The organism is Bacillus halotolerans (assembly GCF_001517105.1).
Taxonomy (GTDB): Bacteria; Bacillota; Bacilli; order Bacillales; family Bacillaceae; genus Bacillus; species Bacillus halotolerans.
In genome coordinates, this window is record NZ_LPVF01000009.1 from 585,527 (window position 1) to 598,621 (window position 13,095).

General features: G+C 43.9%; 17 protein-coding genes and 1 riboswitch. Of the genes, 7 read left to right on the top strand and 10 right to left on the bottom strand.

Going from position 1 to position 13,095, the window contains the following annotated elements; genetic code table 11:
- Positions 1 to 106: 106 nt before the first annotated feature.
- Positions 107 to 1,309 (bottom strand): methionine adenosyltransferase, encoded by a 1,203-nt coding sequence (gene metK / locus AU387_RS10585; RefSeq protein ID WP_059335637.1) that lies wholly within the window; start codon positions 1,307 to 1,309, stop codon positions 107 to 109.
- Between the two features lie 168 nt (positions 1,310 to 1,477).
- Positions 1,478 to 1,617: riboswitch (SAM riboswitch) on the bottom strand.
- 198 nt (positions 1,618 to 1,815) lie between these two features.
- Here metK and pckA point away from each other — a divergent pair.
- Entirely contained in the window at positions 1,816 to 3,399 is a 1,584-nt protein-coding gene (gene pckA / locus AU387_RS10590; RefSeq protein ID WP_059335638.1) for a phosphoenolpyruvate carboxykinase (ATP), read from the top strand.
- A 39-nt stretch (positions 3,400 to 3,438) separates the two neighbouring features.
- Here the strand turns inward: pckA and AU387_RS10595 are convergent, their stop codons facing one another.
- Together AU387_RS10595 and AU387_RS10600 are read right to left on the bottom strand one after the other, a co-directional pair.
- The gene (locus AU387_RS10595; RefSeq protein WP_024122585.1) at positions 3,439 to 3,681 is read right to left on the bottom strand and encodes a DUF2584 domain-containing protein; all 243 of its coding nucleotides are present in this window, start codon (positions 3,679 to 3,681) and stop codon (positions 3,439 to 3,441) included.
- 51 nt (positions 3,682 to 3,732) lie between these two features.
- The gene (locus AU387_RS10600; protein ID WP_024122586.1) at positions 3,733 to 4,506 is read right to left on the bottom strand and encodes an alpha/beta hydrolase family protein; all 774 of its coding nucleotides are present in this window, start codon (positions 4,504 to 4,506) and stop codon (positions 3,733 to 3,735) included.
- A gap of 149 nt (positions 4,507 to 4,655) precedes the next feature.
- On the opposite strand from AU387_RS10600, the gene AU387_RS10605 reads away from it, so the two are divergent.
- Genes AU387_RS10605 through AU387_RS10615 form a run of 3 tightly spaced genes read left to right on the top strand, consistent with a single transcriptional unit; the run spans position 4,656 to position 7,242 of the window.
- A complete protein-coding gene (locus AU387_RS10605) occupies positions 4,656 to 5,660 on the top strand; it encodes an ABC transporter substrate-binding protein (protein ID WP_059335639.1) in 1,005 nt (334 codons plus the stop codon).
- Positions 5,661 to 5,672: 12 nt separating this feature from the next.
- Positions 5,673 to 6,467 (top strand): ABC transporter ATP-binding protein, encoded by a 795-nt coding sequence (locus tag AU387_RS10610; RefSeq protein ID WP_059335640.1) that lies wholly within the window; start codon positions 5,673 to 5,675, stop codon positions 6,465 to 6,467.
- Positions 6,430 to 7,242, top strand: a complete 813-nt coding sequence (locus AU387_RS10615) for an ABC transporter permease (protein WP_059335641.1) — start codon at positions 6,430 to 6,432, stop codon at positions 7,240 to 7,242. The genes AU387_RS10610 and AU387_RS10615 overlap by 38 nt, the downstream gene beginning before the upstream one ends.
- Positions 7,243 to 7,266: 24 nt before the next feature.
- Here AU387_RS10615 and ytkD read toward each other — a convergent pair whose 3' ends face one another.
- The 3 genes from ytkD to AU387_RS10630 form a co-directional block, all read right to left on the bottom strand.
- On the bottom strand, positions 7,267 to 7,743 hold the full coding sequence (gene ytkD, locus AU387_RS10620) for an RNA deprotection pyrophosphohydrolase (protein WP_024122590.1): 477 nt from the start codon (positions 7,741 to 7,743) through the stop codon (positions 7,267 to 7,269).
- A gap of 212 nt (positions 7,744 to 7,955) precedes the next feature.
- Complete coding sequence (locus AU387_RS10625; protein ID WP_024122591.1) at positions 7,956 to 8,360, bottom strand: phage holin family protein; 405 nt, start codon at positions 8,358 to 8,360, stop codon at positions 7,956 to 7,958.
- A 158-nt stretch (positions 8,361 to 8,518) separates the two neighbouring features.
- Complete coding sequence (locus AU387_RS10630) at positions 8,519 to 8,956, bottom strand: Dps family protein (RefSeq protein WP_010331587.1); 438 nt, start codon at positions 8,954 to 8,956, stop codon at positions 8,519 to 8,521.
- A gap of 123 nt (positions 8,957 to 9,079) precedes the next feature.
- Between AU387_RS10630 and ytzI the strand changes: the two genes are divergently transcribed.
- Positions 9,080 to 9,229, top strand: coding sequence for a YtzI protein (ytzI, locus tag AU387_RS20570; protein ID WP_044153683.1), 150 nt, complete (start codon positions 9,080 to 9,082; stop codon positions 9,227 to 9,229).
- Here ytzI and AU387_RS10635 read toward each other — a convergent pair.
- Together AU387_RS10635 and AU387_RS10640 are read right to left on the bottom strand one after the other, a co-directional pair.
- Positions 9,223 to 9,666 carry a FixH family protein gene (locus tag AU387_RS10635; protein WP_059335642.1) on the bottom strand — a complete coding sequence of 148 codons (444 nt, stop codon included), beginning with the start codon at positions 9,664 to 9,666 and terminating at the stop codon, positions 9,223 to 9,225. The genes ytzI and AU387_RS10635 overlap by 7 nt on opposite strands.
- Before the next feature lie 121 nt (positions 9,667 to 9,787).
- Positions 9,788 to 10,261 (bottom strand): S-ribosylhomocysteine lyase, encoded by a 474-nt coding sequence (locus AU387_RS10640; RefSeq protein WP_010331590.1) that lies wholly within the window; start codon positions 10,259 to 10,261, stop codon positions 9,788 to 9,790.
- A 127-nt stretch (positions 10,262 to 10,388) separates the two neighbouring features.
- Here AU387_RS10640 and yidD point away from each other — a divergent pair, with 127 nt between their 5' ends.
- Positions 10,389 to 10,616, top strand: a complete 228-nt coding sequence (gene yidD / locus AU387_RS10645) for a membrane protein insertion efficiency factor YidD (RefSeq protein WP_010331591.1) — start codon at positions 10,389 to 10,391, stop codon at positions 10,614 to 10,616.
- On the opposite strand, the gene AU387_RS10650 is transcribed toward yidD, so the two are convergent.
- Complete coding sequence (locus AU387_RS10650; RefSeq protein WP_024122594.1) at positions 10,613 to 11,176, bottom strand: beta-class carbonic anhydrase; 564 nt, start codon at positions 11,174 to 11,176, stop codon at positions 10,613 to 10,615. The two genes, yidD and AU387_RS10650, sit on opposite strands and share 4 nt — an antisense overlap.
- 110 nt (positions 11,177 to 11,286) lie before the next feature.
- On the bottom strand, positions 11,287 to 11,535 hold the full coding sequence (locus AU387_RS10655; RefSeq protein ID WP_010331593.1) for a type B 50S ribosomal protein L31: 249 nt from the start codon (positions 11,533 to 11,535) through the stop codon (positions 11,287 to 11,289).
- Between the two features lie 201 nt (positions 11,536 to 11,736).
- Between AU387_RS10655 and AU387_RS10660 the strand changes: the two genes are divergently transcribed.
- Positions 11,737 to 13,068 (top strand): cytochrome ubiquinol oxidase subunit I, encoded by a 1,332-nt coding sequence (locus AU387_RS10660; RefSeq protein ID WP_044153676.1) that lies wholly within the window; start codon positions 11,737 to 11,739, stop codon positions 13,066 to 13,068.
- The last annotated feature ends 27 nt before the right edge of the window (positions 13,069 to 13,095 follow it).

Consider the following 13,095-nt stretch of genomic DNA (forward strand, 5'->3'; position numbering starts at 1 on the left):
TTATAGACGCTGTGAACAGTGTTTGGTTTCACAGTTATGTAAAAAAATAAACATGGATACATCGATAAAAAAGGGAAAGCCGCTTAACCAGTAAGCGGCTATAAAATTATTCTCCTAACGCTTCTTTACGCAGCTGTTCCGCTTTGTCTGTACGCTCCCACGGAAGGTCAACATCGTGGCGTCCAAAGTGGCCGTACGCGGCAGTCTGTTTGTAGATCGGACGGCGTAAATCAAGCATTTTGATAATGCCGGCAGGTCGTAAATCAAAGTTATTGCGCACAACTTCAATCAGTTTTTCCTCCGAAGATTTTCCGGAACCGAATGTGTTGATTGAGATAGACACAGGCTGTGCAACACCGATCGCGTAAGCAAGCTGCACTTCGCAAGAATCTGCAAGCTCAGCCGCAACGATGTTTTTCGCAACGTATCTTGCAGCATAAGCAGCTGAACGGTCTACTTTCGTCGCATCTTTACCAGAGAACGCGCCGCCGCCGTGACGTGCGTAGCCGCCGTACGTATCAACGATGATTTTACGTCCTGTAAGCCCCGCATCCCCTTGAGGTCCTCCAATGACGAAACGGCCTGTAGGGTTAATGAAGTATTTTGTTTCTTCATCAATTAATTCTTCAGGAACAACCGGATTGATGACATGTTCTTTAATGTTGCGCTGAATTTGCTCAAGCGTAATTTCAGGGTGGTGCTGAGTTGAAATAACAATCGCGTCAATTCGGACAGGTTTGTTATTTTCATCATACTCAACCGTTACCTGTGTTTTGCCGTCAGGGCGAAGGTAAGGAAGAACATCTTCTTTACGCACTTCACTCAAGCGGCGGGCTAATTTATGAGCAAGTGAAATCGGAAGAGGCATGAGCTCTTTCGTTTCGTTGCACGCATAACCGAACATTAAACCTTGGTCACCAGCTCCGATTGCTTCAATTTCTTCGTCGCTCATTGTGCCTTCACGGGCTTCAAGCGCTTGGTCTACACCCATCGCAATATCAGCAGACTGCTCGTCAATTGATGTTAAAACCGCACAAGTTTCCGCATCAAATCCGTATTTTGCACGTGTGTATCCGATTTCTTTAATCGTTTCACGAACCGTTTTTGGAATGTCAACATACGTAGAAGTTGTGATTTCTCCGCTGACAAGAACCAAACCAGTTGTCACAGACGTTTCACAAGCAACACGCGCGTTAGGGTCTTTCTTTAAAATTTCATCTAAAATGCTGTCAGAAATCTGGTCACAGATTTTATCCGGATGCCCCTCCGTAACAGATTCTGATGTAAATAAACGACGATTTTTACTCATGATTTGCTTCCTCCTGCACAAGGCCTCCCGAAAGACCTTATATATATGATACGGAACTCGCTCCCTCTTATACAATGTTACGTTTATATTAGAGATGTTAATTGGCATATTTATGAAATAAAAAAACCTTTTCCGTTCGAGGAAAGGGTTTGGTCTTTGTGCCTTTCACTCTTATCGCTCAAGGAATCATTCAACCTTGCATCAGGTTAGCACCTTGGTTGTCTCACACAATTTAAACATAATGAATAATAGAGAAACCGGTTGCTGGGCTTCATAGGGCCTGTCCCTCCGCCAGCTCGGGATAAGAGTATCCGCTCAATGAAATATCTTATCGTAAAAGGGTTTGCAATGTCAATATGATTCAGAAGAAATAGGCACCTATATTGAGGGAAAACAATGGAAATGCACACACAAAAAACGATAAATAGTATAGACTATTTGAAAATATATGTTATACTAATTCACAATTAGCAAAACACAAATAAAATGATAAAGGAAGGTTTCTTATGAACTCAGTTGATTTAACCGCTGATTTGCAAGCCTTATTAACAAGTCCTAATGTGCAGCATAATTTATCTGCAGCTCAGCTTACAGAAAGAGTACTTTCCCGCAGCGAAGGCATTTTGACATCCACGGGTGCCGTCCGGGCGACCACAGGCGCTTACACGGGACGTTCGCCGAAGGATAAATTTATTGTAGAAGAAGCAAGCACAAAGAGTAAGATTGATTGGGGTCCGGTGAATCAGCCTATTTCCGAGGAAGCGTTTGACCGGCTGTACACGAAAGTTGTCAGCTATCTGAAACAGCGAGATGAGCTGTTTGTTTTCGAAGGATTTGCCGGTGCCGATGAAAAATACAGACTGCCGATCACCGTCGTTAATGAATTTGCATGGCACAATTTATTTGCCAGACAGCTGTTTATCCGCCCTGAAGACAATGATAAAAAAACAGTCGAACAGCCGTTTACCATTCTTTCCGCTCCGCATTTCAAAGCGGATCCAAAAACAGACGGCACACATTCAGAAACCTTTATTATTGTTTCTTTCGAAAAGCGCACGATTTTAATCGGCGGAACGGAGTATGCCGGAGAAATGAAAAAATCAATTTTCTCCATCATGAATTTCCTGCTGCCTGAGCGAGATATTTTATCCATGCATTGCTCCGCTAATGTCGGTGAAAAAGGCGATGTCGCGCTTTTCTTCGGCCTGTCAGGAACAGGAAAGACCACCCTTTCGGCGGATGCTGACCGGAAACTGATCGGTGATGATGAACACGGCTGGTCGGATACCGGTGTCTTCAATATCGAAGGCGGATGCTATGCCAAGTGCATTCATTTAAGCGAAGAAAAGGAACCGCAGATTTTTAAAGCGATTCGGTTTGGATCCGTTCTCGAAAATGTTGTTGTAGATGAAGATACACGTGAAGCCAATTACGATGATTCCTTCTTTACAGAAAACACACGTGCCGCTTACCCGATTCATATGATCGACAACATTGTGTCTCCGAGCATTGCGGGCCACCCGTCAGCGATTGTATTTCTGACGGCTGATGCATTCGGCGTTCTGCCGCCAATCAGCAAGCTGACGAAGGAGCAGGCTATGTACCACTTCTTAAGCGGTTATACGAGTAAACTAGCTGGAACCGAACGCGGCGTCACGTCTCCTGAGACGACATTCTCCACATGCTTCGGTTCACCGTTCCTTCCGCTCCCGGCCCATGTATATGCGGAAATGCTCGGCAAAAAGATCGACGAACACGGCGCAGACGTTTACTTGGTCAACACAGGCTGGACCGGCGGCGGCTACGGCACAGGCGAACGCATGAAGCTTTCATACACACGGGCGATGGTAAAAGCAGCGATTGAAGGCAAATTAGAAAAAGTGCAAATGACCACTGACGATATTTTCGGCCTGCACATCCCGGTTCATGTTCCGGATGTTCCCGATCATATCCTACAGCCGGAAAACACGTGGAATAACAAAGAGGAATACAGAGAAAAGGCTGTGTATCTGGCAAACGAATTCAAAGAAAACTTCAAAAAGTTCACAAATACAGATGCCATCGCTCAAGCAGGCGGGCCTCTCGTATAAAAAAGCAAAAGCCAAGAGCAATTAAGCTCTTGGCTTGTTTTAATTGACTGTATGCAAGGATGTCAGCTTGTACGTAATGATTGTCCGCCCGTCTGTCCATTCAAGCTTCTGCACTTCGGCTGTGCCTGACTTTTCACCAAATTTTGTTTTGCTGACATCCATCGGAATCTCCATTGGATAAATGCGATACCCGTCTTTCTCTAATCTGAATATATTTTCATCTATGCGAACTTCTTTTCCTTTTGTCACAATCAATGTATTAAATTCAACAGGCATTCCCAAATTGAAATCCCCTTTCGTTCTCTTTTTTCTATATCATAACATATTTCACCGTCAGCGGTTTTTCATCCACTGCGTGAGCTGCCGCACAATACGCCGGTTTTCCTTCGGCGGAAAATAATGTGTGAATGTACTGTAGTACCACGTCTCTACAGGCTTGTGCAGCTGTTTTAATTTCTCCTCAAATAAATACGAATGCTGAATGGAAACGTTTTGGTCTTTTTCTCCGTGAATTAATAAAACGGGTGCCTCAATTTTGTTCACTTGGTCAAAAGGCGTTCGCCATTTGTATTCGTCAGGCACCTTTTTCGGCGTTCCCCCAATCACTCTTTTCATCATTCTTCGCAAATCCTGCCGCTCTTCATATGTAAGAATCATATCACTGACGCCTCCCCACGAAACGAACGAAGCCGCATGCCGTCCCATTTCAATCGCAGTAAGCATTCCCATGATGCCGCCTCTGGAGAAACCGAAAATATGAATTCTGTTCTTTTTCACTTGCGGATGCTGCTGGAGCAGGCGAAAAGCGGAAAAAGCATCCTCTCTGTCTTCTCCTGCAAAATCCTCGTTGCCCTCTCCTCCCTGGTTCCCTCTATAAAAGGGGGCAAATACAACAAATCCTTGGGACGCAAACTGGATAATTCGGCCCGGTCTGACCATTCCAACACTTTTAATACCGCCGCGCAAATATAAAAATCCGTCATATTGCCCAGGTGCCGCCGGCTCCGCCAGCAGCCCTTTCACTTTTAAGCCATTTGAAAGGTAGCAGATGGTAAACAAGCGCACATGCCGGCTCGGCGACGGAAATCTTCTTTTCTCAACAATCAATGCTTCCGCCTCCTTTTTTCTTTATTCTTTCCTGTCTTTAAAAATAAATCCTGTAACCCGGATTAGGCATTCACACATTTTTATACCCATCATACGATATGTAAAGCAAAAAAGGATATTAACTTGATGCTAAATAAGGAGGTTGTCATGTGAACAAATGGTTAAGGCTGGGCTGTTTCTGCGTTTGCAGTGTGTTTCTCATCATTGCCCTGAGCGCTTGCAAGCAGGAAGAAACACTCACGAAAGTAAAAGTAGCCGAAGTGACCCATTCCATTTTTTATGCACCTTTATATGTTGCAGAATCTAAAGGCTTTTTCAAGGATGAAGGCCTTGATGTCGACGTCAATACGACCTGGGGCGGCGATAAAACGATGACTTCACTTCTTTCAAACGGCTCGGACATTGCTCTTGTCGGTTCAGAAACATCCATTTATGTCGAATCGCAAGGGGCTAAAGACCCTGTCATTAACTTCGCACAGCTGACTCAGACAGACGGAACGTTTCTTGTCGCAAGAGAAGATGCCGAAAATTTCAGCTGGGATCAGCTGAAAGGAAAGACTTTTCTCGGCCAAAGAAAAGGCGGTATGCCGCAAATGGTCGGCGAGTATGTGCTGAACCAACACCACATTGATCCGCATAAGGATATTGAACTCATCCAAAACATAGACTTCGCCAATATATCCAATGCCTTTGCTTCCGGAACCGGTGAGTATGTCCAGCTTTTTGAACCGACTGCTTCACTCTTTGAGAAAGAAGGCATCGGCCACATCGTTGCTTCGTTCGGAGAAGAATCAGGCCAGGTTCCTTATACAACTTTTATGGCAAAACAAAGCTATTTAAAGAAAAACGAGGATACAGCCGTCAAATTCACGAGAGCTATTTATAAAGCGCAGCAGTGGGTGGAAAACCACTCAGCGAAGGACATCACAGAAGCGATAAAAAATGAATTTGACGATACAGATCCAGATGTCATCGAAACGTCCATTGAACGCTACAAAAAACAAAATTCGTATTCTCCAGACCCGCTCCTCAACGAAAAAGAATGGGAACTGCTCCAAACGATTATGGATCAGTCGGGTGAACTGCCAAAGCATATACCATACAGTCAGCTTGTGAACAAACACATCGCCGAAAAAGTCACCTCGGAAAAATAGGAGGCGCCATCTATGTCTTTTTTACATGTCGACCATGTAACTCATACTTATTTTTCTATTAAAGAAAAAACCACCGCCGTACAGGACATTCATTTCGATGCCGAAAAAGGCGATTTCATCTCATTTCTCGGTCCGAGCGGCTGCGGAAAAACAACACTGCTTTCCATAATTGCAGGCTTAATTGAACCTTCGGAAGGCAGAGTTCTGATTGAAGGCCGCGAGCCGAATCAAAAAGAACATAACATTGGCTACATGCTTCAGCAGGATTACTTATTTCCCTGGAAATCCATTGAGGAAAATGTGCTCCTCGGTTTAAAAATTGCCGACACGCTTACTGAAGAAAACAAGGCCGCAGCACTTGGTCTTTTGCCGGATCTGGGTCTCGTTGATGTTGAAAAGAAATATCCTAAGGAGCTGTCAGGCGGGATGAGGCAGCGGGCCGCGCTTGCAAGAACTCTAGCCCCAAATCCAAGTCTGCTGTTGCTGGATGAGCCATTTTCCGCGCTTGATTTTCAAACGAAACTGTCTTTGGAAAACCTCGTTTTCCGCACATTAAAGGAATATCAAAAAACAGCGGTGCTTGTCACTCATGATATAGGGGAAGCGATTGCGATGAGTGATACCATCTTTTTATTTTCTAATCAGCCGGGCACCATTCATCAAATTTTTACAATCCCTAGAGAATTGGCTGCGATGATGCCTTTTGACGCCCGGCAGGAGCCATCCTTCCAGACGCTGTTTCAAACGATATGGAAGGAGCTGAATTCTCTTGAGAAACAGCAAAGAAACAATCGATCTGCTGCATGAGCAATTTCAATTGAAACAGAAAAAAGAGAAATGGAATGTGCATTCTTTTCAGCTTGCGATATTTATCCTCTTTTTCTCCGGATGGGAAATCGCAAGCAGACAGGGCTGGATTGATCCTCTGATCTTCAGCTCGCCGTCAGCCGTATGGCGTTTACTGATAGAAAAGCTTGCTGACGGCTCATTGCTATCGCATATCGGGGTTACTTTATTTGAGACGGTGCTTGGCTTTTTGCTGGGGACTTTCCTGGGCACGTGTCTTGCCGCGCTGTTATGGTGGTCCAGCCGGCTTGCCAGGATATTAGATCCGTATCTGGTCATTTTAAATGCAATGCCGAAAGTGGCGCTCGGACCTATTCTGATTGTCGCGCTCGGTCCCGGCTTTGTCAGCATCATCGCGATGGGAGCGGTCATCAGTGTCATCATCACAACCATCGTCGTTTATACCGCCTTTCAAGAGGTGGATGAAAACTATATTAAAGTAATGAAAACATTCGGCGCAAACAAGTGGGTTATTTTTAAAGAAGCGATTCTTCCCGCATCTTCGCCCGCTATTATTTCAACACTGAAGGTAAACGTCGGTTTATCGTGGGTCGGTGTTATCGTAGGCGAGTTTCTTGTTTCAAAGGTCGGATTAGGATACATGATTATTTACGGATTCCAAGTCTTCAATTTTACACTCGTCTTCTTAAGCCTGTTGATCATTGCTGTATTTGCCACCCTGATGTATCAGGGCGTAGAACTGTTAGAAAAGAAATGGACGAAGGGCAGAACATAAAAAACCCGGCGGATAGCCGGGTCTTTAGTTGATCCATCCCGCTTCTTTCAGTTTTTTCAAACTGATGGGAAGCACGGAATCCTTCATAATAAAGCTGAATTTTTTATTGCGGGGCAGGTTTTCCGGAAGTTCATGAAACAGAACCGGCCCTTTCGTTTCAAAGTAATCGCTTTGCTTTTCAAGCTTCTCTATATCTGCAAAATATATATTTTTCACAATAACCTTTTCTTTTCCGAGAACTTTATACTGTCCGAGATACTTGAGGCTTTTCACTCTCGCCCCTGTTTCTTCCTTTACTTCTCGAAGCGCCGCCTCTTCCGCGCACTCCATCGGTTCCACTTTCCCGCCCGGAAATTCAAAGCCTCTGTCCTCATGTTCTGTCAAAAGCCATTTGTCACCAAAACGGCAGATGACCCAGACATGCTTCGGGCTGTCCGAAAAGGGCTGATTGTCAAAGGAGAGCTGAACAGTATTCTGATAATAATCTTTAAACTCGTACATGTTTATCCCTCAAATCCGTTCCTAGCTATCTTCCATACATCATACCACAGTTACGTTTCTTCGGAAGCTTTTTATCAAAAAATAAGGGAAACCCAGCACGCCATCCGGATCTGAAACGATAGACCAGCTCGTACAGCTTTTGGCCGCAGCTCTTGTCAAAATGTAAATGACTGACGCTCTGGGCTTTATTATGACCCGCGAACAGATAAAAGTTACGGTTTGCGCCTGAATTTATTTTTTAACGTTTCTAATAGATCCACAAGCATTTCCGGAACAGGTATACCGAGAGAGCTGGCTGTCACGACAATTTGCACAGATTCATAAAGAATATAAAACATAATGGCCAAGTCACGTATTGATCCCTGTGTATTCAGCAGCTGGTCAAAAAAGTGGCAGACAGAGATCAGAGCCAACGTAACTAATTTTTTGACGAAACGGGCAAAAACCTTCTTGAACGCCAGTTTGTGAATAATCGTTTCCTTCAAGGTCGTACTGATAAATTCAATTGCCATAAGAGACAGCAGAATGAGGAGTGAGTACTGAAAACCTCCGAAGAAAAACCCCGCTGCTGAAACGCTGACTGCAAAAAACGAAAAGATGCCAAAGTCTCTATCCATTTATCCCAACATCCTTTCACAGAAACGGCCTTACCATATTCTATGGAAAGCATGCCGAACGGATTGGATTTTTCAGAAAAATGGACTAGTTGTCGCCTATTTTTGCGAGGCAAAACAAAAACCGGACATCTTCACAGATATCCGGCCTTTCTTTTCTATTATCCAAGGTAAGCTTTCAGCATCCAGTTATGTTTTTCAATATTTTGGTGAATGGCAAGAAGCATGTCCCCTGTTGTTTCGTCTCCGACCTCATCGGCTAAGTCCATGCCGCTTTTCAGTTCTTCCGCGATGACTGTAAAATCATCATACACACTCTGAACCATTTGTTCTGCTGTCTCGTTTCCGTTCGCTTCTTTTACAGAAGCTGTTTCCAAAGATTCTTTCATTGTCGCGATCGGTTTTCCGTTCAAAGCCAAAAGACGCTCTGCCAAATCATCAATATAAGTTGCTGTCTCGTTATAAAGCTCCTCAAATTTTTCATGGAGTGTAAAAAAATCTTTCCCTTTTACATACCAGTGATAATTATGTAGTTTCACATACATGACCGTCCAGTTGGCTACTTGTTTGTTCACGGCTTGAATCAATTGTTCTGACATATTATCTTCCTCCTTGTTTATATTAGGTGTATACCCTTCATATCGTACGCTAAAACCTTTATTTTACCCGTCTGTCACAATGTCTTCCACTATGTTACAATTATTGAAAACGGAGGTGGAATCATGACGCTTCTCATTACGATAAGTATTTTGATTGTGCTGGCTGTTTTGCTCGTAAGTGTTTGGACGACTGTAAAAGCCTATAATGTGAAACACACGATTGACCCTCCTCAAGAAGGAAATGCTCCCGGTTCAGACCCAAAAGGTCAATGATGGTGTGATTGATCTTCTTCAGGTTGCTTGGTGGCAGCATCGGCGTCTCCGACTTGGACTTTTAAGGTCGGCATGCTGTGCTGTTTTTTTGCAGTTACATGAGATTGCACAGTGTATACGCCATCTTCCTTAAACTCTGTCTCAAATCGATATACGCCATCTTCCTGTTTGGCTTTAAACATCTTGCTGTCGTTTTTTTCTCCGTCTTTCCATACCTCAAACTCCACTTCATCAGCGTCTGTCACCGCTTCATCTCCGTAAGAAACCGCCGCTTCATAAGCAGCATTCTCTCCCGTCTTCACTTTTTCCGGTCCGGTGAGTTTTACATCTAATACCTCAGGCGTTTCAGCTGCTGTCTGTGCTTTATTCTCCTCAGATCCGCACCCGTTCAGTAAAAAAACAGCAGAAAAAAGTACTGCAGCGACCATCTTTTTCATTCCATCACCCTTTTCGTCGTTTACCTCAATAGTAGCAAACGCTTACAGCAAATGGTATACAAAATCTGTAACGTCACAAAAAAGACCTTTTTGCTTTCGGGCAAAAAGGTCTTTTTTCGATTTAGCCAAATACTTTTAGCAATTCTTCTTTATCCTGTGACAGCCAGAAACGCATCAAACGTTTTGCGCCTTCCAGGTCATGAAGCTTCGCCTGGCCGCACTGCTTTTCATTGGCAGCCGGAATTTCGGTAATTTCTACAGCTTCCTTCATTGTGTCTTCAAGCAGATCAACGATTTCCGCAGGAGTCGGCTCTCCGCTGACAACAAGATAGTAGCCGGTTTGGCAGCCCATTGGCGAAATATCAATAATATCAAAATGATCATATTTCTCAGCATGAGTGCGAATCGTAAACGCGAGCAAATGCTCAAGTGTATGAATCGTATCAGGCTTCATCGCCTGTTTATTCGGCTGGCAAAAACGAATATCAAATTTATTTACAACACCGTCTGTTCCTACTTTATGCACACCGCAATGTCTTACGTATGGGGCAACAACCGCATTATGGTCAAGTTCAAAACTTTCTACTGAAGGCATAATGGCACTCTCCCTTTTTTAAAAATGTATTTTTATTATAACATACCTTTCCGATAAGAATTATCGAATAACTTTTCAAACTGCGTTATTTTTTTTATACTTGCATCAGAAAGGTAGCTGAAGACACATGAAAACCATATTTATTGCTCTGATCAGAGGGTACCAAAAATTCATCTCGCCGCTGACGCCGCCAACATGCCGCTTTTATCCGACTTGTTCACAATATGGAATCGAAGCCATTAAAACGCACGGCGCCCTTAAAGGCGGATGGCTGACTCTCATACGGATTTTGAAATGCCATCCATTTCATCCGGGCGGTGTCGACCCCGTCCCTGAAAAAAAGCGCAAAGATTAAGCGTTATAGCCGTTTACGACAACATCCAGTTTTCCTGTCTCAGGATCAATGACTAAACCATGGACAGGCACAGTTTCCGGGAACAGCGGATGATGTTTAATGACGTCCACGCTGTCTTTTACGCTCGCTTCCACTGAATCGAAACTTTTAAACCATTGGTCAAAGTCAACTCCGGAGTACTTCAATGTTTCGATGCGTTCTTCCGGAATTCCTCTTTCCTTTATTCTATTAAGCATGCTTTCACTGCTGATTTTGCTCATACCGCAATCGTGGTGTCCGATTACACAGACTTCATCTGCGTTCAGCTCGTACACTGCAACCAGTAAACTTCTCATAATGCTTCCGAACGGGTGTGTAACAAGCGCACCGGCACTCTTTATAATTTTGATGTCACCGTTTCGCATATTCATCGCATGCGGCAGCAATTCAACCAAACGAGTGTCCATGCAAGAAAGAATCGCCATTTTTTTATCCGGGAATTTTGAAGTCTGATACTTTTCATAATCTTTTTGTTCAATAAAAGTTTTATTAAAGTCAAGAATATCATTTAGAAGACTCATAGCGGTATTCCTTTCCGGTCTTTTTTCTTCAATATATCACAGCCTCTGCCTTTCGTCATCCTATCGGCATGATGTTGAGAACAGAAAAAAAGACAAGCCCTGCGGCTGCCTCATTTTCCCATGTTATATCTTTTGTTGAACTGCTCGACTCTTCCGCCTTTTTCATTGAATTTCTGGCGGCCTGTATAAAACGGATGAGTATCTGAGCTTACCTCTACTTTAATAACCGGATATGTGTTTCCATCTTCCCACTCCGCTGTTTCTTCCGATGTTTTGGTAGACCTGCTCAAAAAGCGGTATCCGCTGTTTACATCCTGAAATATTACTTTGTGATTCTTCGGATGAATTCCTTCCTTCATGTCTATCTCTCCTTATTAAATCGTAATAATTACGTTTTATTTTATATCCTAACAAACATTTTGTCAATCTCCTTACAGGTTTCCCGATCTTTCGCTTCATAAACCTCATGCTTTTAAGAACAGGAAGAATAATCTAACCGAGGAAGCAAATAATAAACCCATATTACATACAGATCGTTTTGAGAAAGGTGGTTTATTATTGTGGATGATTTAGTTTTGGCTAGGAGTCTTTTTGGTACGACAATGGGCTTTCATATCATTTTCGCAACCTTGGGAGTCGGTCTGCCGCTCATGATTTTAATAGCTGAATTGATCTATCAAAAAACGAAGGATGACCATTATGCCATCATGGCGAAAAGATGGACAAAAGCACAGGCTGTTTTGCTGGGGGTCGCCATTCCGACCGGAACCATTGCCGGTACTCAGCTCGCGCTTTTATGGCCGGGTTTTATGGAAGTCATCGGCCGGGTCATGTCCCTGCCATTCCAAATTGAAATCTACGCTTTTTTTATCGAAGCCCTGTTTATGTCGATTTATGTATATGCCGCAGACCGCTTATCGCCGGTCATGAGGATTATCGCTGTTGTCTTTGTGCTGATCGGGGCCGCGGCGTCTGCCATTCTGATCACGAATGTCCATGCCTTTGAAGGAACCCCGGCCGGATTTAAAATTATAAACGGAAAGATAACTGATGTTGATCCGTGGGCCGCGTTTTTTAACCCAAGCTTTTTTGTAACCGCCGGCCATGTCGTTCTGTCTGCTTTCATGACAGGAGCCTTTATCGTTGCTTCTGTTGCCGCATACAAAATGATCCGGTCGAGAAAAAAAGAAAACGTCTATCGCTTTCACCGGAAAGCCCTGCTGCTCGCGCTGACGATCGGCGGTATCTTTTCATTGATAACAGCCTTAAACGGCCACGAATCAGCACAGATGCTGCATGAATATCAGCCGGAAAAACTCGCCGGAGCAGAGGGCCTGTTTGAAACAAGATCCCATGCCCCGCTTGCAATCGGCGGATTTACCGATCCGGAAGAGGAAAAAGTGAAATGGGCAATCGAGATTCCGTGGGCATTAAGCTTTTTGGCAGCCAACAGTTTTGACACTGTTGTAAAAGGATTAAATGCGTTTCCGAGAGACGAATGGCCGCCGCTTTTTATCCACACGTTATTTAATGCGATGGTCGGTGTCGGAATGCTGCTTATTCTTTATTCCATTATCGGTGTCGTCTGGAGAAAAGTATTAAAGAAAGATCGTTTTCCAACCTGGCTGCTGTTGATTTTCATGACGGCCGGTCCTCTCAGCATTATCGGAATTGAATTCGGCTGGATTTTCGCTTGTACGGGGAGACAGCCGTGGGTCATCTATCATCTGCTGAAAACATCTGATGTCGTCACGACGACAGGCTCGATCGGTGTGCTCTTTCTGTTTTTCACATTTGTTTACGCCGTGTTGGGCGCAGCTGTCGTTTATGTGCTGCTTTACTATTTCAAAAAGCACCCTGTGGATGAGGATTTAAATACGGCGGAGTCTTAATAGCTTCGCAAGCAGGAAACTAAATGG